This window comes from Synechococcus sp. H55.11 (assembly GCF_047462475.1).
Taxonomy (GTDB): domain Bacteria; phylum Cyanobacteriota; class Cyanobacteriia; order Thermostichales; family Thermostichaceae; genus Thermostichus.
This window is the reverse complement of the sequence record NZ_JANSJI010000192.1, coordinates 1-20,277: the sequence shown is the minus strand read 5'-3', so window position 1 is coordinate 20,277 and position 20,277 is coordinate 1. Positions and strand designations below refer to the sequence as shown.

Below are 20,277 nucleotides of genomic sequence, written 5' to 3'. Positions count from 1 at the left end.
CCCAAGCGCTCCGCGCCGCTCACGCGACCACCCCCGGCCCCTCTCCCAGAGGGAGTTGCCCTCACCCCCAGCCCCTCTCCCAGAGGGAGAGGGGAGCTGGGGATCGGCCTAACGAGTCGTTTCGTTGCCGTTGGAAACAGCCCTAATTTGAGTTCTCTGAGTTAGCTGCGCAGGCGCAAGGACTGGCGATGGCAAAACCCGCAGACAAACCAACGCTCCAGTTCGGCGGCAGGGGTAGGGCAGCCACAGGTGGGGCAAGGGAGTAGGTTTTGCTGGGTCTGCCGTTGTTTGACCACTCTCGCCCAGCGCTCGAAAGCCACTTTCGGATCCGAGATGGGCTGTTTGGGGGGAGCGTTGCGGCAAGATCCAGGGCGTTGTCCATCTTGGGCAGCGAGGCGGGGGGGGCCATAAAACTTGCTGGTCAACTCCGCATCAGGGTGGGGAGTGACCGGGTTGGATCCCTCGTGCCAAGCACCGGGGCTAAAGCGAATGTCGCTGAGGGGGGGGTGCAGGCGGCTGTTGAGTTTTCTGAGAATGAGTTGGCGCTGCAGAGTTAAGTTTTGCGCCCAGGACGGGGTAGAAGTGGCTACCTGCAGCACCTGGCGGCGCACGTTGAGGGGATGGGTTTGCGCTGCTACCGCCTCTCCCACCACTTCCGGCCAAAGCTGCCTTAGGAGCTGCATTTGCTTCAGTTCAGCCCAACACGGATGGCTGCCAAAGCTACCCAGTGCCTCATCTAACCGTCGCAGCATGGTGTCGATAGGGATAGCTCAGGAAACGCCGTTTTGATCTTCCAGCGATTTTGCCGCTTCGCTGAGGGCGGACTGGATGGAAGCGGCATCGGGCAGGGAACGGGAGCCGCCATTGAGGCTGACAAGTCCCTCCAGGCTGCGAATGTGAATATCCTGCTGCGGGAAAGGAATGCGGATCCCACGCCGCCGAAACTCCGCTTCGATGGCGAAGTTCAGCTCGCTGATCAAGACAAATTGATCCTGGGGACGGTTGATCCACACCAGCAGCTCAAAGTTGAGGGAAGAGGGGCCAAAAGACTTGAGCCAGACTTGGGGGGCGGGGCTGCTCAACACCCGAGCATTTTCTTTGGCAGCGCTGAGCAGAGCTTCGGTAACCAGGGCCGTATCGGAGCCATAGGCCACGCCGACGGGAATGTGAATGCGACAGCGGGGATCCCGGTAGCTCCAGTTCACCACCTTTGACTCGGTGAAGCGGGAGTTGGGCACAATCACAAAGATGCGATCCAAAGTGCGCAGGACGGTGGCCCGCGGGCCGATGCGCTCCACGGTGCCGAGCAGGTTGTCCACTTCCACCAGATCCCCGATTTGGATGGGGCGCTCCAGCAAAATAGCGATGTAGCTGATGTAGTTGTTGGAGAGGTTTTGCAGGCCAAAGCCGATCCCCAAACCCACCGCCCCGGCAATCACCGCCAGGGATCCCAGATTCAGGCCGCTGAAGGGCAAGACCAAGAGGATCCCGAACAGCGTGAGGATGTACTTGAAGATGGCCGTTGTAGACTCCTGGGTGCCCAGATCCAGTCCCAGCCGGCTCAGAAACCGCTGCTTAAAGCCAACGCTGACGTAGTGGGCAACGGTGAAGACCAAAACGGCCAGCACAAAGAAGACCAGTAAGCTGGCAATGGAGACGCTGGAATTGGGCAGCGGTTGGGTGAGGACGCCCAACGCCGTGGCCACCACCCGCCCCAAGCCCAGGTAAAAAGCGCGCTGAAACGGTCGCAGAGCGGGTATGAAGCTGATGCCGCGATCCAGGGAGATGCCGGCAATGAGAATTGCCCCCACGCCTCGCAGGAGCACTCCCCCAATGTCGATCCAGGTTCCCCAGGCCGGGCCGGCCTGGAGCTCCAGCCACCTCTGCAGGCGAACTAGGCTGCGGTCGAACAGCCGCCAGAGAAAGAACCCCAGCGCCAATGTGGCCAGACCGGCCAGGATGGTGAACACCAGCACGCGCGGATCCTGCGCCCGCTGCAGATCCAGCCGATCCTGCCGGTACTCGGCAATGGCTTGTTCCAGCCGTCGCGCCCAAGTGTTGGCCACCAGGCGCACGTCGTTGAGGCCCACCTGGCCCAGCGGCACCCTGCGCTCGGCGGCGGCATCGGCATAGGTGACGGTAAACAGATACCGCTGGGTGGCCTCAAAGCGGCCCCTTTCTCCCAGACGTAAGATGTATTGCCCGTTGGCATCCTGGTCCACCCGCACCTCCGGCTGCGGCAACTGGCCCTCCGCCAGAAAGCGCTCAATGATCGCCCGCACGTTGTCGGCCCGCACATCGCTGGGGTACTCTGCCGTCTGCAGGCGAAACACCGGGATGTTCCCCACCAAGACTTCTGTGCCCTCTTGGCCGGTAAAGGGGATCCCAGTTGGGCTAGGGGTCGGGGAGGGGGATCCCTCAGGAGTTGGCACTTCGGCAGGGGTGGGGCCGGTCTGGAAAAAGCCGGGATCCCGAAATTCAAGGGCCTGAGCCACCGGGATCCCAGCAGCCTTGGAGACCGGAGCAGGCAGGAGCCAGAGGCCGATCCCAGCTATCAGCCCCACCGCCAAGGCCGCTCCCTTCAGCAGGACAGAGTCTCGAATGGCTCGTTGGACACGAACGCCCATTGTCTCGGGGATCCCTAGGATGCTGCTGTAAGCCTATGGTGGCACAAGCAAATCCCGATTTTGGCCAACCCAAGTGAGGACTTTAAGTGCTCTGATGGTGGCCCAAAAGGCGTTGGCGCAGCTTTTTAATTTGGTCTCGCAGTTGCGCAGCTTCTTCAAATTCCAGGTTTTTGGCGGCTGCTTTCATCTTGAGTTCCAGTTGGCCGATCAGCTCCGGGATCTCCGACAGAGGGATCTCGTCTGTAGCTTGAAAGGCTTTTTCCAGGTCTTGGTCGCTGAGTTTGCGGGAGATGGCCAAAAAAGACAAGATGGCGTTGCTGTTTTTCTTGACAATGGGCTTAGGGGTGATGTTGTGTTGGCGGTTGTATTGCAGTTGAATTTCGCGGCGGCGCTGGGTTTCGGCGATGGCCCGGGCCATGCTGCCGGTCAGGGTATCGGCGTACATCACCACCGTGCCACGGACATTGCGCGCTGCTCGCCCGATCATCTGAATCAGGGATCGCTCCGCCCGCAAAAATCCCTCTTTATCCGCATCCAAAATGGCCACCAAGGAGACTTCCGGCAAGTCTAACCCTTCCCGCAACAGATTAACCCCCACCAGTACGTCAAAGGCTCCTTCGCGAAAATCTTGCAAAATTTCAATTCGCTCAATTGAGCTAATCTCGGAATGCAAATAGCGAACCCGGATCCCGCGTTCCTGAAGGTATTCGGTGAGATCTTCGGCCATGCGTTTGGTGAGAGTGGTCACGATCACCCGTTCGGCAGGCCCCCGCTGGGAGCGCTCCAATCGCAGATAAATTTCTGCCAGCAAATCGTCCACTTGCCCAGCCGTGGGGCGCACATGCACTTCAGGATCCACCACCCCCGTGGGCCGGATGACTTGCTCCACAACCCGACCGCTGCCCGGCAGATAAAACTTTATGGCCTTGCCATCTTCCACCAGGGTTTGAAATTGGGCTCCGCTCTGCTCCAGTTCCCAGTTGCCGGGCGTGGCGGAAACGAAGATGCACTGGTGGACTTTGGCCCAAAACTCCTCGGCTTTGAGGGGGCGATTGTCGAGGGCACTGGGCAGGCGAAAGCCGTGATCCACCAGCACCTGTTTGCGGGCACGGTCGCCGTTGTACATGCCGCGAATTTGGGGCACGGTAACGTGGGATTCGTCCACCACCAGGAGCCAATCGTTGGCCTTGAAATAATCCACCAAACAGGCAGGCGGCTCCCCTTCTTTGCGCCCCGTCAAGTGCCGGGAGTAGTTTTCGATGCCGTTGCAATAGCCCACCTCCCGCAGCATCTCCAGGTCGTAGCGGGTGCGCTGTTCTAGCCGTTGGGCTTCCAATAGCTTGCCCTCTTTGCGGAAAAGGGCCAGTTGCTTCTCCAGCTCCTGCTCAATGTCGAGGATTGCCCGCTCCAATTGTTCTTCTGGTGTCACAAAGTGGCGAGCCGGGTAAACTCTGAGGGCGCTGAGGCTGGTCAAAATCTCACCTGTAACCGGATCAATCAGGCGAATGGCCTCGATCTCATCGCCAAAAAATTCAATGCGGATCACCCGATCTTCATACGCCGGCACAATTTCCAGCACATCGCCTTTGACGCGAAATCGTCCCCGTGCCAGCTCCAAATCGTTGCGCTCGTACTGGATGCCGGCCAGCTCCCGCAAGATCTCCCGTTGGTTGATCTCCTGGCCGACTTTGAGAGGGATGGAGGCCTTCAGGTATTCCTCCGGCATGCCCAAGCCGTAGATGCAGCTTACAGAAGCGACGACAATAACATCTCGCCGTTCAAATAAAGAGCGGGTGGCGGAGTGCCGCAACATGTCGATCTCATCGTTGATGGAAGAAGATTTGGCGATGTAAGTATCGGTGCTGGGCACATAGGCTTCCGGTTGATAATAGTCATAATAGCTAATAAAATATTCGACGGCGTTGTAAGGAAAAAGCTCCCTGAGCTCGTTGCACAGTTGCGCCGCCAGCGTTTTGTTATGGGCCATCACCAAGGTGGGCCTGCCGACCTGCTGGATGGTGTGGGCAACGGTAAACGTTTTACCGGTTCCGGTGGCCCCCAGCAGGGTTTGAAAGCGATGGCCCTCTGAAATTGACTTCACCAAGCCGGCAATCGCCTTGGGTTGATCCCCCATGGGTTGATAAGGAGAAACCAGTTGAAACGCTGACATAAGTTTAATTTTCTGATGATCCTGAGCCGAAAGTTCCAAGTCGAATCTAAATCTAGGGAATACTGCGCTCCAAATCCGCAGATTTCAGCGCAGCTATACAGATCGATAAGATCCGGTCTACTTCGTCGGGATAGGGGTAAGTATAGGGATCCAGGTAGATACCTTTGTTTGGTCTATCCAGCAGGGCGAATTGCCACAGCTCCCCAGAGGTGATGGCTCCCGTAAGGACAGCTTGGCCGTCGCCGAGCCACTGATCCAGGGCAATCATCTCTACAGATAATTGGGTTAAGCCTTGAGTAAGGTCGGCTTTTTTGGCCTCGACAACCAGCAAAGAGCGGTCTGTATAGAGATAGTAGTCCAGGGTACCTTTAAGCTTCTCGCTGACTTGAATTGCATATTCGATCCGCATTTGCGCTTGGGTATACTGTACTACCTTCAGTAAAAGTGGGGCAATCAGGATTTCTCGACGAGCTGCTTCACTTTTTAAGCTAATGTAGGGTAAAAGCTGCTCTAGGCTGAGTCTCAAGTCTGCGCCATTGGGCAGTCGTTCCAGAGTTGGCCAGGTAATCTTTCGTCGTGTAAAGGTATAGCCAAACTCGGCCAACACATCTTCCGGTTCAAAGGGAAGATCAAAATAGCTGCTGAAGGTGTAAGCCTGATCCGGCTTCAGCACAGGCACTTTTGGCATAGGGATCCGGGAACGTGCAGTTTCTCGGCTGGGTTCACTCTAGCATTGAGCTGAGGGAAAGAGGCTCAACCCCGCGCCTCGCCACCGATAGAATCCAAGAGGACAAAACCCAGAACCGGCGAAGACAGATCCCTCTCACCTGAACAGCCGCTGCTATGCCCTCCTCCTATTTCTCCTGGGATCCGGGATCCCTGACCGAAAGCCCCAACCTGGCCACAGCCGAGATTGACCGCCTCAGCACCTTGGAACTGGTGAGACGGATCAACGCCGAAGATCGGCGGGTGCCGGCAGCGGTGGCTGACCAAGCAGAGCCGATCGCCCAAGCCATCGATGCCATTGCCGAGCGGATGGGGCGTGGCGGGCGGCTGATCTATATTGGGGCGGGAACTTCGGGGCGCCTGGGAGTATTGGATGCGGCTGAATGCCCGCCCACCTTCGGCACTGCCCCCACACAGGTGGTGGCTTTGATCGCCGGGGGGGAAAGGGCTCTGACCCAGGCGGTAGAGGGCGCAGAGGACGACGCCGAAGCCGCTGCCCGCGCTCTGGAGAGTCTCCATCTCCAAGCTCAAGATAGTGTTGTGGGAATTGCCGCCAGCGGTCGTACCCCCTATGTGCTGGGTGGGATCCAAGCCGCCAGAAGCATTGGGGCGCTCACGATTGGCCTGGCCTGCAACCGTCCTTCCCCCCTGACCGAGCAGGTGGAGATTGCCATCGCCCCTTTGGTGGGGCCGGAGGTGATCCTCGGATCCACCCGCATGAAAGCCGGCACAGCCCAAAAGCTGGTGTTGAACACCCTCTCCACCGGAGTGATGATCCGCCTGGGCAAGACCTATGGCAACCTAATGGTAGATCTGCAGGCCGGCAACGCCAAGCTCAAACAGCGGGCGGAGCGAATTGTAGCCCTGGCTTGCGATCTGGATCCCACCACGGCTGCCCAAGTGCTGCAGACTTGTGATGGAGAAGTCAAAACGGCGATCCTTGTGACCTTGATGGGGTGCTCTGTTCAGGAGGCCCGTCGGCAATTGCAGCAGGCCCAGGGCAGCATTCGCCAGGTGCTCGATTCCGCTCGGGCGCGGCAGCGGTGACCACAGCTTGGTTGCTTGTCCATGAGCGTTTACGGCTACCTCTACACACCTGCCCACGCCCCCTTGCCGGAGCAGGAGTTGGCCTGGCTGAAGGCACAAGGAGCCGATCCCATCCTGCACGATTGGGGATCCCGAACTTATCTGGAGGAGCTGTTGCAGGACATCGCCGCCGGATCGGTGCAGCAGGTGCTGCTGCTGCGCCTGGCGGATCTGGGGGAGCGGGCGGAGGAAGTCCACCAACGGCTGTTGCAGATCCAACAGGCGGGGATCCAACTGAGCCTGGCGACCCAATCCGGCTTGCACACCCCCAGCGAGGCTGCCGACTGGATCCCGCTGCTGGCCGAGATCCCCCATCAATTGCAAAGCCGCCGCCTCTGCCACAGCCAAGCCCGCAACCGTCTGGCGGGCAAACCTCCCCCCGGCCCGGCTCCCTTTGGCTATCGCCGCGAGGGGGAGCGCTATGTGCTGGAGCGCCGCCAGGCCCCTGTTGTTCAGGATTTTTTCCAGCACTTTCTTCTCTACGGATCCCTGCGCCAAGCGGTGCGCTTTTTGGAAGAAAAACACCACAAGCGCATTTCGGTGGCCACGGGGCGCAACTGGCTGCTCAACCCGGTCTATCGCGGGGATCTGGCCTATGCCGACGGCACCGTTCTGCGCGATACCCACCCCGCCCTCCTCAGCCGCACGGAAGCGGCCCAGATCGATCGCTGGCTCAAACGCAACCAAAGGATCCCACGCCGCAGCGCCAGCGCCCCCCGCGCCCTGGCCGGCCTAGTCCATTGCCGTACCTGTGGCAGCCTTCTGCGCATCGTGCAAACCACCCCCGGCAAGGCCAAGAGGAACGGCTCCTCCTACCTCTACCTGCGTTGCCAAACCTGTCGCTACAGCCTCCACTACGCCCAAGTCCTGCAGGAGGTGATCCGCCAGGTCTGCGAGCAGCTCCCCCACCGTGCCCAAAACCTGGATCGGCAGGCCCTGGACCAAACCCGCCAACAGCTCCAAGCCCAGATCCAGGCCAACAGCGAGCGGCTGCGGCAACTGGAGGAGCTGCAGCAATCTGGACTGATGGATGAGCCCTCCCTGGCCCAGCGCTGCTACCAACTGCGGGCGGAAACGGCCCGTTTGGCCCAAAAGCTGGAACAGCTCCCTCCTGCCAACTTCCTCCAGATCGCCCAAACTCTCTCCATCCTGCCCTTCTGGCAAGACCTCAGCGAGAGCGAGCGCCGCGCCTACCTGCGGGAATTCCTGCGCAGGGTTGAGGTGGATTCTACAGGGGCCGTGCAGATTGCCTTTGCCTTCGATCCCTGAGATCCCTTTTGAAGTTGGGGATTCCGCGTCTCCTCTGGCCATTGAGACCATTCTTGAGACTCTCCCTCAAAGCGGGAAAAGGGATCCCGCCGGCAGTCTCCAGCGAGTTGACGGGAGCAGCGCTTGTCAAAGCCAGGGAGAGATGAATGATTTGTTTTTGATCTGCTTTTACGAAAAAACGAAAAACAAAAGCTGGAAAAAAGCCAAAAATCGGCTCTAAGAATCTTTTGGGCGAGGATTTGTCCGTCTGGCGATTTAAGAAATTGCTTTAACTTGTTTTAGGCTTGCCTTAATTCTTCTCAACACTTCTCAGGGAGTGGGTTAGCTGCCGATAATGGCCCTTGTCAGGCTTGTGGAGGAACGTGCTGTGAAGTTGGCAGTTTACGGGAAGGGTGGGATCGGCAAGTCCACCACCAGTTGCAACCTCTCGGTGGCCTTGGCCCGGCGGGGCAAGAAGGTGTTGCAAATTGGCTGTGACCCCAAGCACGACAGCACCTTCACCCTGACTGGTTTTCTCATCCCCACGATCATCGATACCCTGGAAGCCAAGGGCTACCACTACGAAGACATCTACCCCGAGGATGTGATCTACCGCGGCTACGGCGGCGTAGATTGCGTCGAGGCGGGAGGGCCGCCGGCAGGGGCCGGCTGTGGCGGCTATGTGGTGGGAGAAACCGTCAAACTCCTGAAGGAGCTGAACGCCTTTGACGAGTACGACGTCATCCTCTTCGACGTGCTGGGGGACGTGGTGTGCGGCGGCTTTGCTGCCCCCCTCAACTACGCCGACTACTGTGTGATCGTTACTGACAACGGCTTTGACGCCCTGTTTGCCGCCAATCGCATTGCCGCCTCGGTGCGAGAAAAAGCCAAAACCCGCAAGCTGCGCCTGGCCGGCCTAATCGGCAACCGCACCAGCAAGCGGGATCTCATCGACCAATACGTCTCGGCAGTGCCCATGCCTGTGCTCGAGGTGCTGCCACTGGTCGAGGACATTCGCATTTCGCGGGTCAAGGGCAAAACCCTCTTCGAGATGGCAGAGACGGATCCCAGCCTGGAGCCCGTCTGCCAGTACTACCTGAACATCGCCGACGAGCTGCTGGCCCGCCCGGAAGGGATCGTGCCCCGGCCTGCTGAGGATCGGGAGCTGTTTGCCCTGCTGTCGGACTTTTACAACGCCCCGGCACGGGAGCCGGCGCTGGTGTAAGGGATCCCAAACCTGCCAGCTTGCCGGTGTGTCTAAAAGTGAAGCAATTGTTTCGGAAAACCGTCGCAAACCTTATCAATTCGTTGTCTGGCCCGCTTTCCGCCCCAAGATGGATTGTGCAGGAGATCCATCTTGAGGACATGGCAGAGGAGTTGGATATGCAAGCACAAGTGCAACCCACCGTGGTGATTACTGGAGCCTCTTCGGGCGTTGGCCTGTACGCGGCTTTGGCTTTGGCCAAGCGGGGCTGGCACGTGGTGATGGCCTGTCGGGATCTGAACAAAGGCCAGCGGATGGCTCAGCAGGTGGGGATCCCCAGCTACACCCTGATGCCGATCGATCTGGCCAGCTTGGCCAGTGTGCGGCAATTTGTCGAACAATTTCGCCAGTCGGGCCGCTCTCTGGATGCCCTGGTGTGCAACGCCGCCATCTACATGCCCTTGCTTAAGCAGCCCTTGCGCAGCCCGGAGGGCTATGAGCTGACCATGGCCACCAACCATCTGGGGCACTTCCTGCTCTGCCACCTGATGCTGGAGGATCTGAAGCGCTCCACCTATCCGGATCGGCGGCTGGTGATCCTGGGCACGGTTACCCACAACCCCAAGGAGCTGGGGGGCAAGATCCCACCCCAACCCCACCTGGGGGATCTGCGGGGCTTTGCCCAGGGCTTCAAGGAACCGATCAGCATGGCCGATGGCGGCAAGTTCGATCCCGTCAAAGCCTACAAAGACAGCAAAGTTTGCAACATCCTCACCATGCGGGAGCTGCACCGCCGCTTCCACGAGAGCACCGGCATCACGTTTCTCTCCCTCTACCCGGGCTGTGTGGCGGAAACAGCCCTCTTCCGCCATCACTATCCCCTCTTCCAAAAGCTGTTCCCCTGGTTTCAGAAAAACGTCACCGGCGGCTACGTCTCCCAAGAGCTGGCCGGCGAGCGGGTGGCCCAGGTGGTGGCGGATCCGGAGTTTCGCCAGTCGGGATTCTACTGGAGCTGGGGCAACCGGCAACGGAAAAATGCCAAGCCCTTTAACCAAGAAGTCTCGGACGAGGCGGGGGATGCGGCCAAGGCCAAGCTGCTCTGGGATCTGAGCGAGAAATTGGTGGGCGTGCCCCAATTGGTCGCCCCCTAGCTTGACAAACCCTTTTCTAGGAGCCGACGATGACTGCTGCTGTGGATGCTTCCAATACCCTCCACTTTCAATGCGAGACCGGCAATTATCACACCTTCTGTCCGATTAGCTGTGTGGCTTGGCTCTACCCCAAAATTGAAGACAGCTTCTTTTTGGTGATCGGCACCAAAACCTGTGGCTACTTTTTGCAAAATGCCATGGGGGTGATGATCTTTGCCGAGCCGCGCTATGCCATGGCCGAGCTGGAAGAGGGGGACATCAGCGCCAAGCTCAACGACTACGAGGAGCTGAAGCGGCTGTGCCTGCAAATCCAGCGGGATCGCAATCCCAGCGTCATCGTCTGGATCGGCACCTGCACCACCGAGATCATCAAGATGGATCTGGAGGGCCTAGCCCAGAAGCTGGAAGGGGAGATCGGGATCCCGATTGTGGTGGCGCGGGCCAATGGCCTCGACTACGCCTTTACCCAGGGGGAAGACACGGTTTTGGCCTCTATGGCCCAGCGCTGCCCGGAGCAGGTGCAGGAAGAAGAGCGGGAGACGCGGGGTGGCCTGCAGGCTCTTTTCTACGGGCTGCGCCCCGGCAAAAAGAAAGAGGAAGAAGGCTTCCCCAAACATCCCCCCTTGGTGATCTTCGGCTCCGTGCCGGATCCGGTGGTAACCCAACTCACCCTGGAGCTGAAAAAGTACGGGATCCGCGTCTCCGGCTGGCTGCCGGCCAAGCGCTACGAGGAGCTGCCGGCCATCGAGCCGGGCACCTATGTGGTGGGGGTAAATCCTTTCCTCAGCCGCACCGCCACCACGCTGGTGCGCCGCAAAAAGGCCAAGCTCATCACCGCTCCTTTTCCCATCGGGCCGGATGGCACCCGCGCCTGGATCGAGGCCATCGCCGGCGAGCTGGGGATCCCGACTCAAGGCCTGGCAGAGCGGGAAGGGGAAGTGTGGCGTCACCCCCAGGTTCAGGAGTACCTGGGCCTGCTGCGGGGCAAGAGCGTCTTCTTCATGGGGGATAACCTGCTGGAGATCTCCCTGGCCCGCTTCCTGGTGCGCTGCGGTATGACGGTGCAGGAAATCGGGATCCCTTACCTCGACAAGCGCTACCAGGCCGCCGAGCTGGCCCTCCTGGAGCGCACCTGCGAGGAGATGGGGGTGCCCAAGCCCACCATTGTCGAGAAGCCGGATAACTACAACCAACTGCAGCGCATCAAAGCCCTGCAGCCGGATCTGGTAATCACGGGCATGGCCCACGCCAACCCCCTCGAAGCCCGCGGCGTCACCACCAAGTGGTCGGTGGAGTTTACCTTTGCCCAGATCCACGGCTTCGGCAACACCCAGGCGCTGCTGGAGCTGGTCACCCGCCCACTGCGGCGCAACGCCGCCCTCAAAGGCTTGGGCTGGGAACAGTTGGTGCAGGAAAAAGCCCTGAGCTAACTTTCTGGCTCCTCGTTGTCGAAGAGCAGGCCATCCAGGTGATCCGGCAGTTGCTGCCGGTCGATCCAGACCATGCCGGCCAAAATTGCCTCGGCCTCATTGTGGAAGTAGCCGTAGGCTGGGGCGGCAAACTCCACCGAGCCATCCTGACGTAGCCGCTGACAGCAAAAAATGAACCCCTTGTCGGTGGTTTGGGTGGTGATGCGCCAGTTGCGGTGGATGTGCTCGGCCATGATCCCAGTGCAGATCACCCTCACCCCCAACCCCTCTCCCAAGGGGAGAGGGGAGAAGAAACCCTAGAGCGTGCGCAGCACCTCTCGCGCCGCCTCGAGGGTTCTCTCCACATCGGCTTCGGTGTGGGCCAAGGAAGTGAAGCCGGCCTCGAATTGCGAGGGCGCCAGATACACCCCCCGCTCCAGCATGCCGCGGTGGAAGCGGGCAAACTTTTGCAAGTCCGAGCGCTTGGCCTCCTCGTAGTTGCGCACTGGGCCAGCCGTGAAGAAGAAGCCGAACATGCCGGGCAAATGGCCCCCACACATCTCGTGCCCGGTCTCTTGCGCAATCTGCAGCAGCCCCGTCGCCAGCTTCTCGGTAATCCGCTCCAGATACTCATAGGTACCGGGGCGACGCAAAATATCGAGGGTGTGGATCCCGGCCGTCATGGCCAGGGGGTTGCCGGAGAGGGTGCCCGCCTGGTACATCGGCCCCGCCGGCGCCACCATTTCCATAATCTCCCGCCGACCGCCGTAGGCCCCCACCGGCAGGCCGCCGCCGATCACCTTGCCCAGGGTGGTTAAATCGGGGATGACACCAAACTTGGCCTGCACACCGCCGTAGCTGATGCGAAAGCCGGTCATCACCTCGTCAAACACCAGCAGGGCGCCATACTTCTGCGTCAGCTCCCGCAAACCCTCCAAAAAGCCCGGCTGCGGCGGAATGAAGCCGGCATTGCCCACCACCGGCTCTAGGATCACGCCCGCAATGGAGTCGGGATGCTGCTCAAACAGAGCCTTGACTGCCTCTAGATCGTTGTAGGGGGCGGTCAGCGTGGCACTGGTAGCGGCCTTAGGTACCCCCGGCGAATCCGGCAGGCCCAGCGTGGCCACCCCTGAGCCGGCCTTGACCAAAAACATGTCCGCATGGCCGTGGTAGCAGCCCTCGAACTTGATCACCTTTTCCCGCCCCGTGTAGGCCCGCATCAGGCGCAGCGCCGCCATGCAAGCTTCGGTGCCGGAGTTAACAAAGCGCACCATCTCCACGCTGGGTACCGCCTCGATCACCCGCTCGGCCAGCTCGTTTTCCAAAACGCAAGGGGCGCCAAAGCTGGTGCCTTTCTCCAAAGCTCGGTGCAGAGCCTCGATCACCTCGGGATGGGCGTGGCCGACAATCGCCGGCCCCCAACTGCCGATGTAGTCGATGTACTGGTTGCCGTCCACATCCCAGGCGTAGGCTCCTGAGACGCGGTCAAACACGACGGGATCCCCGCCCACCGACTTGAAGGCGCGCACCGGGGAACTGACCCCGCCGGGCATGAGCCCTTTTGCTCGGGCAAAAATCTGTTGGGAGCGGGTGATGTTAAACGAGGTGGGATGGAGAGTGCCGGTCATAAACAGGAGCTATTCAACGCATTACCAAGGCTAGCAGGCAGAGGAGCTTGCTGGTGAGCCCTCCTCATAAACTACAAACCCATCCCTGCCAGCGTGTCGATCACTTGCTCCAGGATCAGGGTGAGGTTGGGATGCGAGGTCTCGAACAGGCCCAGCGCCTCCCCAATGCGATCTCTACGCCCTTGATTTTGCTTGCTCTCACTCGGGGATCCCAGCTCGGCCAGCACCGCTTCCACCTCTTGGCGAATGGTGGCGATGTGCTGTCGCTGCTTTTCATCCAAGCCAGGGGTTTTTTGCAGCTCAACATCCAGGTCGTGCAGCAGTTGTCGCAGTTTCGATGCAGCCATTCTCAAAAAGACCTTATCAATTCACTCAATCAATAAATCGAGTTTTGACCACGCTGACTCGATCATACAGGAGCGGAGATCGCTCTTTTGGAAGCGGCTGAGGCGGCAAAGGTTAACTTTTGCAGCCGGGGATCCCAGCCTTGGAGCAACTCCCATACGATGGGCAATAGCCTTGCTGTCTATCCCTATGTCTGAGCTGGCATTGGCCCTGCTGGGGGCAGTGGTTGCCGTTGCCCTGTTCCTGGGAATTTTTGTCTGGGAACAAAGACGCAGCCAGGAGCTGCTGCAGCGGTGGGCGGCAAAGCATGGCTACTCCATTGTGAGCCAGGAGGCGCGTTATTGGCGGCTGGGGCCTTTTTCCGGCAGCACTTCCAAGTATCAACGCGTGTTTTATGTGCGGATACGCAATCCGGGGGGGCAAGAACGCAGCGGCTGGGTGAGGTTAGGGAACTGGTGGCTGGGGCTTTTGTCAGATCAGCTAGAGGAACGGTGGGAGTAGGCTGGGGTTGAACGGACTGAAGGGGAAAGCAATGGACAGGCTCAAGGGGTGGAAAAGGCTGAAGGGGGTGGCCTGGCTGGGCGTGGTACTGGCGCTGGCACTGTTGGGTTGGAACGCAATCGCTGGAGGCGGGGCAATGGCCAGTCCCGGTGAGGGATCCCGAACCTTGACGGTAACCGGCCAGGGATCTGTTGCGGTGGAAACCTCCATTGCGGTAATCCGGCTGGGGGTGGTGCTCCAAGGGGAGACAGCCCAAGCGGTCCAGCAGCAGGTGGCCGAGCGCTCGGAGCGGCTGGTGAACCGCCTCAAAGAGCTGCAGGTGAGCGCCCTGCAGACCACCGGCATTTCTCTCTATCCGCAATACGACTACCAGCAGAGCCCACCCCGCCTGACCGGGGTACAGGGGCAAAACAGCCTGCAATTTGAAGTACCCATAGCCCGAGCCGGACAGGTGCTGGATGAAGCCGTGGCCGCCGGAGCTACCCAGGTGGAATCGGTCAGCTTCCGAGCGGATGAGGCCACCTTGCTGCAGGCGCGCAGCCGTGCCCTGACCCAGGCCGTGGAAGATGCCCAACGTCAAGCCAGCGATGTGTTGAGGGCCTTGAACCTGAGCATTCGTTCTGTGGAGGGCATCCAAATTCACAGCGAGGGCTCCATCGCGCCGCCAGTTCCTTTGGCTGCTCAAGCAGACTATGCCCGCCTAGAAGCAGCTTCCACACCGGTGGAAGGAGGACAACAAGCCGTGCGCGCCCAAGTCACGCTCGAGATTCGTTTCTAGGTTCCTGGGGTGGCCATGAAGTCACGGCGAACCCTGCCTTCCCTCTCCCTGGGGCAGAGGAGGATTCCCCCTGGGGGCGTGAGGAGCAGTAGCGGGGAACGCCCAGAAGCATCTTCCTCGCGTTTAGAATGACTGCGAAACTTCAAAAATCTCAAAAAAATAACCCGGCAAAGTTAGGTAGTGGCTGCCAATCCCTACGTCTAGAATAATGATGGAAAACATGGAAAACACGGGAAAGTTTGCTTTCCCGGATTTCCTTGTCATCTGGCTTTGGCTTACCCGTGGATCCCAATTTGGAGAACGCTGCTGCCACTGGTACGTCTGAAGGCCCTCAGGCGGGCTTGGGCGCTAGCAAAGGCGGAGCCAGCAGCTTGCGGGCCCATGTGCTGATCGTGGATGACAGTTACATGGTGGCAGAGATGTTGTCCAACTTTTTGGGTAAGCAGGGCTGTAGTATTTCTTATGCTTTGGATGGCTTGTCTGCCCTGGAGCAAATCCGCCGCCGGATCCCAGATCTCATCATCGCCGACTGGGTCATGCCCAATCTAAATGGCCTGGATCTATGCCGGCAGCTACGGCAATCACCCGAATATGCTTGGGTGTACTACATCCTCATGACTGCCCGCGAGGGCAACGACAACATGGAGCGGGCGTTAGAAGCCGGAGCCGATGAGTTCCTCTCCAAGCCCTTTCAGGCGGCAGAGCTGCTGACGCGGGTGCGGGCAGGGCTGCGCATTGTGGAGAGCCGCCGCCAGCAATATCTGCTCCAGACTGGACAAAAACAAGTCTCATCTCCTTCTGGCTCGGTTGCTTTGGGCAATCGGCAGGATTTGGTTACTCGCTTGCCGTTGCGGGTGGCCCAAGCCCGTGCCCAATCAGATCCCCTCAGTTTGTTTGTGCTGCGCTTGGCCAACCTCAGTGCTCTGGGGCAAGGCCTAGAGGCCGGCGGTCGGGCTGCTCTTCTCAAGCTGTTTACGGATCGCTTGGCCCACAACTTGCGAGAGGGGGATGACCTCTTTTGCTACGACGAGGGGCAGTTTATTGTGGTGCTGCCGGGGAGCACTCTGGCTGCTGCCCAGATTGCCGCCGAGCGCTGCTGCCAGCGGTTGATCCAGGATCCCTTTGTGGTGAATGGGCGAGCGCTGCCGGTGCAGCTTCAATTTGGGGCGGCCACCCTCACAGATAAGGACGATCCCAAGGGGGTGGCCCTGGTGCGACGGGCTGCCCAAGCCCTGCGAGACAGCAAAAATGTCCACACTTCGGTGGTGACTGCACCCCATCCCATCCCGGTTTCCGATTGCAGTAGCGGGACGGCGTCCTCAGAGCTGCTGAAGCGTTTGCAACATCTAGAAAAAGAGAATGCCGAGCTACGCCAAGAGCTGGAAACTCGCCTCAGGCAGCTCGAGGAGTTGCGGCAACACAACCAGGATCTCAGCCAAGGGGTGCGGGAGCCTAGGGCTGAGCGGTTTGAAGCTGGATCCCGCTCTCAGCAGCCCTTGGGGATCCGCCGGCGGAAACCGCGGCGGCGTCTGAAGCGTCAACTGGGCCGCGGAGGATGGCGACTGCGCCGGTAAGTCCGATCCCCAGAATCCGGCGGTGGGTTGGCCGCAGCAGAATAGGCAGGTGGGAGGTGGGAAGAACAGCCATGTTCAATTCTAGTCGGAGCCAATCCGCCATCTGGAAGCCAGCAAGAAGGTGGTTTCTCAACAACATCGAGCTGATCCTGACGGCGGTGGGGATAGGCGTAATCCTACTCAGCGGCTGGGTGGCCAGCCGCAGCGCTCTTTCCGCGGCGACGGCAACGGCGGTCAGCGCCACCGTGGTGGGAGTTATCCACGGCATCCTGTTCTGGCTGTTGCGGCGGCGGCAACGCCGGGTGCGGCAGGAGGCGATCGGGCAAATTCGGGAAATGCTGGAGGATCTGGGCAAAAACCGGTTGCAAACCATCAAGATGAGCCTGTACCTGGTGCAGGTGCGCCAGCCAGATCAAGAAGAGCGCACCCGCCAAAGCTTTGACCGCGTCTACCAGATCCTGGGCGAGATGAGCAATTTAATCGACCACATTTCGGAAGAATCCCTGGCCAGTTGGCGGCAGCGCTACCGGCAAACTTTAGATCGGGTGGAGTCGGAGTCTAACTAGTCGGAGCTACAGGGCAGGGATCCCTTAGGAGCTGGGGTGGACAGGCGGATTTCGGGAAGTACGCAATTGCTGGGCCTGATCGGGGATCCGGTGGCCCACAGCCTATCCCCGGCGATGCACAACGCTGCCTTGGCGGCCATGGGAGAAGACTACTGCTACGTGCCCTTTCCGGTGGCGGCAGAGCGCCTGGCAGTGGCGGTGGCCGGGCTGGCGGCCATCGGGGTGCGGGGGTTTAACGTCACCATTCCCCACAAGCAGGCGATTCTGCCTTTGCTCAGCCAGGTGGAAGCGCGGGCGGCAAAGGTGGGAGCAGTAAACACGGTCTACGCCTTGCCGGAGGGAGGCTGGGGCGGCACCAACACCGATATCGACGGCTTTGTTCAGCCTTTGCTGGGCCTGGAAAAGGGGATCCCGACCCTGATCCTGGGCTGTGGCGGGGCGGCGCGGGCGGCCATCCAGGGCTGTTTGGAGTTGGAGTTGGGGCCAGTACGGGTGGCCGGGCGATCCCCTGAGAAGTTACAGGCTTTGCAAAAGACCTGGCCGCAGGTGGAAACGCTGAGCTGGGCCGAGCTGGATCGCCACTTGCCCGAGACTTCCCTTGTGGTTAACACCACCCCCGTGGGCATGTACAAGCCGGGATCCCCTGCCGAGCTGTCTCCCCTTAGCCGGGAGCAACTGCACCTTCTGCCCGCCGGCGCCGTTGTCTACGATCTCATCTATGTACCGGATCCCACTCCCCTGCTGCGGATGGCCGCAGCGTTAGGCCATACCCCCATCAGTGGCCTGGAGATGCTGATCCACCAGGGGGCCAAGGCCCTCTCCCTCTGGCTGGGGGGCAAGCCTGTGCCGGTGGAGGTGATGCGGCAGGCGGCCCGGCAGCAGTTGGCCCAGATTGAGGTGGATAGGGCAAGGGATCCCAAGCTCTAGCTCTCCTCTCAAAGTTGAGCGCAATTGGCTGGGGGCGGGAACAATTGCCTCGGGCCTGCCGATCTCTAGGGGGAGATAGGGCTACAGCAATCCTCGGTTGGGTTAAGGGTGTTGAGGTTGCCAAGGCGGCAGCGGAAATGGCTTGCAGGTGTGCTCGGCGCACTGATGTGGCTGGGATCCGGAATCGCCGCCCAGGCCCGATTCCCGAGGTTTGGCCATTCCCTTTTTCCTGACTCCGATTCCAGGTTTCAGGGCAGCGGGGAACAGACAGGATCCCTGTCTGCTCTTCAGCTCGATGCCTTCTGCCGGCAACCCCCTGAGGAAGTGGCGCGCAAGGCTCAACTGCGCCAGCGGGCCACCCAATCAGAGGCCGCTTGGGCCGAATACACCCAAGTCTTAGCCGAACATCGCGCTGCCTTGATTGCCTGCCGCAGCCGCCGTTGGCCGCAGATTCAGGCCATTTGGGTGCGCTTGCATCCCTGTGATGCCAATCCAGGCGTACTGGATCAGGTGTTTGACCAGGTGGTGAACCTGGGCTACAACCGCGTTTTTATCGAGACGTTTTACGATGGCCGCTCCATTCTGCCCGATGGGGCGGGCGGGATCTGGCCCAGCCTGCAGCCCAATGCCGATTTGTTGGATCTGGCTCTCAAGGCGGCGCGACGGCGGGGGTTATCGGCCTATGCCTGGGTGTTTTCCCTCAATTTCGGCTACAGCTACGGGCTTCTCCCAGGTCGCCAGGCAGTCTTGGCCCGCAACGGCCGTGGCCTCACCACTGTCTTGGATCCAGCGACAGCCCTTGCAGAAGATTTGGGCAGCCCGGATGAGGTGTTTGTGGATCCCTTTCATCCTCTGGCGCGACGGGATTTTGCCGAGCTGATCCGCCGCATCCTGCAGCGGCAGCCGGATGGGATCCTCTTCGACTACATTCGCTATCCCCGCGGCTCTGGGGGATCCAGCCTGGCAGCCACCGTCCAGGATCTGTGGATCCATGGGGAGGCAGCCCGGCAAGCCTACCTGGATTTGGCAGAAAACCCGGCGGGCCGAGCCTTGCTGGAGCGTTACCTCAGCCAGGGCTATATTACTGTGGCAGATGTTCTCCATCTGGATGCCACCTATGCCGAAGAGCCCCGCTGGCGCCAGCCAGGGGATCCCAAGCCCAGCGCAAGCAGGGAGCGGCCGCTTTCTCCAGAACTAGGGGACGGGATGGCCCAAAGCAAAGCAGGCGAGAATTGGCATTCCACCCATGCCGATTCAGAAGGTGATTCAGGGAATAGGGATTTAGAGAATTTGGCGGCTCCCCGTCCAAAAGCAGCGCCGCCGGATCCCACCCCTACCCCTAGCGCCGCTCTCCGACAGGAGCGCTGGCAAGAGCAGCTCTGGCAGCTCAGCGTTGAGTTTGCCCGCTATGGGATCCTCGATTACCTGCGGCAAGCTGCCCAACCGGCCCAAAGCCTTGGGATCCCGACCGGGGCCGTCTTTTTCCCCGAGGGCAACCAGGCGGTGGGAGAAGGGTTCGACGCCCGTCTCCAGCCTTGGGATCGTTTTGATCCAAACATGGAGTGGCACCCGATGGCCTATGCCAAGTGCGAGGATGGCTCCTGTGTGGTGCAGCAGGTGGGGCAAATCCTGGCCGTGGCCTCTCCCCAAACCTTTGTCTGCCCGGCCATCGCCGGCCTATGGGGACAAGCGCAGCGAAAACGCCCCAGCTTGGAAATCCAGATGGGATCCCTGGCCCGCCGCTTTCCGCAGTTGCCTTGTGTGAGCCACTTTGCCCTCTCTTGGATCGAGCCGGAGCTGGAGCGCAGCCGTCGCACCTGTCAATTCTGATGCTCACCCCACACCCGCAAGTTGGGAATTCTGAAATTATGAACCCCGAACAATTCGATCTGATTAACCGCTTGTTTCAACTCACGTTTCAAATCGGGGATCGCTTGGGATGTGAGTCTTCTGACCCCGCTCAACTACTCCTGACCGACCGGCCCGGCCTAGAAGCAAGCCACCTATATTTCCCGTCCGATTACGTTTACGAGGATCTGGATCCCGAAGTGTGGGCCAATTATGTGGCTGAGGTGCCAGCTTTATCGCAGATGGCTGACCTTTTGCAATCCTATCCCCTCACCCGTGGCATTTATCGCCAAGACGAGGTTTCGTGGTGGATTTGCGCTTTTTGGATGGCCCAAGAGGGATTGGGAACCAACGTGCTCTTGCGCGCCCACAGAGTCGAAACTTAGGCAGTTGATCCCCAAGTTCCCTTTCGTATTGGGATGGGGATCGGTGTTACATGAACTACCCCACCGCGCAGGCGGGTGGGGTTTCCCCATCCGCTTTACGGCG

At 60.0% G+C, this 20,277-nt stretch carries 19 protein-coding genes; 12 read left to right on the top strand and 7 right to left on the bottom strand.

From position 1 onward, the window contains the following. Positions 1-161: 161 nt before the first annotated feature. The 4 genes from NW853_RS08235 to NW853_RS08220 form a co-directional block, all read right to left on the bottom strand. The gene (locus NW853_RS08235; RefSeq protein WP_414333691.1) at positions 162-683 is read right to left on the bottom strand and encodes a DciA family protein; all 522 of its coding nucleotides are present in this window, start codon (positions 681-683) and stop codon (positions 162-164) included. A gap of 87 nt (positions 684-770) precedes the next feature. Further along, entirely contained in the window at positions 771-2,627 is a 1,857-nt protein-coding gene (locus NW853_RS08230; protein ID WP_414348770.1) for a mechanosensitive ion channel family protein, read from the bottom strand. Between the two features lie 82 nt (positions 2,628-2,709). Continuing rightward, on the bottom strand, positions 2,710-4,797 hold the full coding sequence (gene uvrB, locus NW853_RS08225; protein WP_414333689.1) for an excinuclease ABC subunit UvrB: 2,088 nt from the start codon (positions 4,795-4,797) through the stop codon (positions 2,710-2,712). 52 nt (positions 4,798-4,849) lie between these two features. Next, a complete protein-coding gene (locus NW853_RS08220) occupies positions 4,850-5,485 on the bottom strand; it encodes a hypothetical protein (RefSeq protein WP_414333687.1) in 636 nt (211 codons plus the stop codon). A 155-nt stretch (positions 5,486-5,640) separates the two neighbouring features. Between NW853_RS08220 and murQ the strand changes: the two genes are divergently transcribed. From murQ to NW853_RS08195, 5 genes are all read left to right on the top strand, one after another. After that, entirely contained in the window at positions 5,641-6,570 is a 930-nt protein-coding gene (murQ, locus tag NW853_RS08215) for an N-acetylmuramic acid 6-phosphate etherase (RefSeq protein ID WP_414333685.1), read from the top strand. Between the two features lie 21 nt (positions 6,571-6,591). Further along, positions 6,592-7,878 (top strand): recombinase family protein, encoded by a 1,287-nt coding sequence (locus NW853_RS08210; protein WP_414333683.1) that lies wholly within the window; start codon positions 6,592-6,594, stop codon positions 7,876-7,878. A 367-nt stretch (positions 7,879-8,245) separates the two neighbouring features. Continuing rightward, entirely contained in the window at positions 8,246-9,082 is an 837-nt protein-coding gene (gene bchL, locus NW853_RS08205; RefSeq protein ID WP_414333681.1) for a ferredoxin:protochlorophyllide reductase (ATP-dependent) iron-sulfur ATP-binding protein, read from the top strand. A 158-nt stretch (positions 9,083-9,240) separates the two neighbouring features. Then, on the top strand, positions 9,241-10,212 hold the full coding sequence (locus NW853_RS08200; RefSeq protein ID WP_414348771.1) for a protochlorophyllide reductase: 972 nt from the start codon (positions 9,241-9,243) through the stop codon (positions 10,210-10,212). Between the two features lie 29 nt (positions 10,213-10,241). Beyond that, positions 10,242-11,642 (top strand): ferredoxin:protochlorophyllide reductase (ATP-dependent) subunit N, encoded by a 1,401-nt coding sequence (locus tag NW853_RS08195; RefSeq protein WP_414348769.1) that lies wholly within the window; start codon positions 10,242-10,244, stop codon positions 11,640-11,642. Here the strand turns inward: NW853_RS08195 and NW853_RS08190 are convergent. The 3 genes from NW853_RS08190 to NW853_RS08180 form a co-directional block, all read right to left on the bottom strand. Continuing rightward, positions 11,639-11,875, bottom strand: a complete 237-nt coding sequence (locus NW853_RS08190) for a hypothetical protein (RefSeq protein ID WP_414333678.1) — start codon at positions 11,873-11,875, stop codon at positions 11,639-11,641. The two genes, NW853_RS08195 and NW853_RS08190, sit on opposite strands and share 4 nt — an antisense overlap. Before the next feature lie 63 nt (positions 11,876-11,938). Beyond that, positions 11,939-13,249, bottom strand: coding sequence for a glutamate-1-semialdehyde 2,1-aminomutase (gene hemL / locus NW853_RS08185; RefSeq protein ID WP_414333676.1), 1,311 nt, complete (start codon positions 13,247-13,249; stop codon positions 11,939-11,941). 71 nt (positions 13,250-13,320) lie between these two features. Next, a complete protein-coding gene (locus tag NW853_RS08180) occupies positions 13,321-13,596 on the bottom strand; it encodes a DUF4404 family protein (protein WP_414333675.1) in 276 nt (91 codons plus the stop codon). Positions 13,597-13,783: 187 nt separating this feature from the next. Between NW853_RS08180 and NW853_RS08175 the strand changes: the two genes are divergently transcribed. The 7 genes from NW853_RS08175 (at position 13,784) to NW853_RS08145 (ending at position 20,174) form a co-directional block, all read left to right on the top strand. After that, positions 13,784-14,095 (top strand): hypothetical protein, encoded by a 312-nt coding sequence (locus tag NW853_RS08175; RefSeq protein WP_414348768.1) that lies wholly within the window; start codon positions 13,784-13,786, stop codon positions 14,093-14,095. Between the two features lie 136 nt (positions 14,096-14,231). Beyond that, a complete protein-coding gene (locus tag NW853_RS08170) occupies positions 14,232-14,873 on the top strand; it encodes an SIMPL domain-containing protein (protein WP_414333671.1) in 642 nt (213 codons plus the stop codon). Between the two features lie 341 nt (positions 14,874-15,214). Next, complete coding sequence (locus tag NW853_RS08165) at positions 15,215-16,447, top strand: response regulator (protein ID WP_414333669.1); 1,233 nt, start codon at positions 15,215-15,217, stop codon at positions 16,445-16,447. A 71-nt stretch (positions 16,448-16,518) separates the two neighbouring features. Further along, positions 16,519-17,013 (top strand): hypothetical protein, encoded by a 495-nt coding sequence (locus NW853_RS08160; RefSeq protein ID WP_414348767.1) that lies wholly within the window; start codon positions 16,519-16,521, stop codon positions 17,011-17,013. 36 nt (positions 17,014-17,049) lie between these two features. Next, positions 17,050-17,940 (top strand): shikimate dehydrogenase, encoded by an 891-nt coding sequence (locus tag NW853_RS08155; protein ID WP_414348766.1) that lies wholly within the window; start codon positions 17,050-17,052, stop codon positions 17,938-17,940. A gap of 150 nt (positions 17,941-18,090) precedes the next feature. Further along, positions 18,091-19,770: a hypothetical protein gene (locus NW853_RS08150; RefSeq protein WP_414348765.1), complete on the top strand. Its 1,680-nt coding sequence runs from the start codon at positions 18,091-18,093 to the stop codon at positions 19,768-19,770. Positions 19,771-19,808: 38 nt separating this feature from the next. Beyond that, positions 19,809-20,174, top strand: coding sequence for a hypothetical protein (locus NW853_RS08145; protein ID WP_414333663.1), 366 nt, complete (start codon positions 19,809-19,811; stop codon positions 20,172-20,174). Positions 20,175-20,277: the final 103 nt, after the last annotated feature.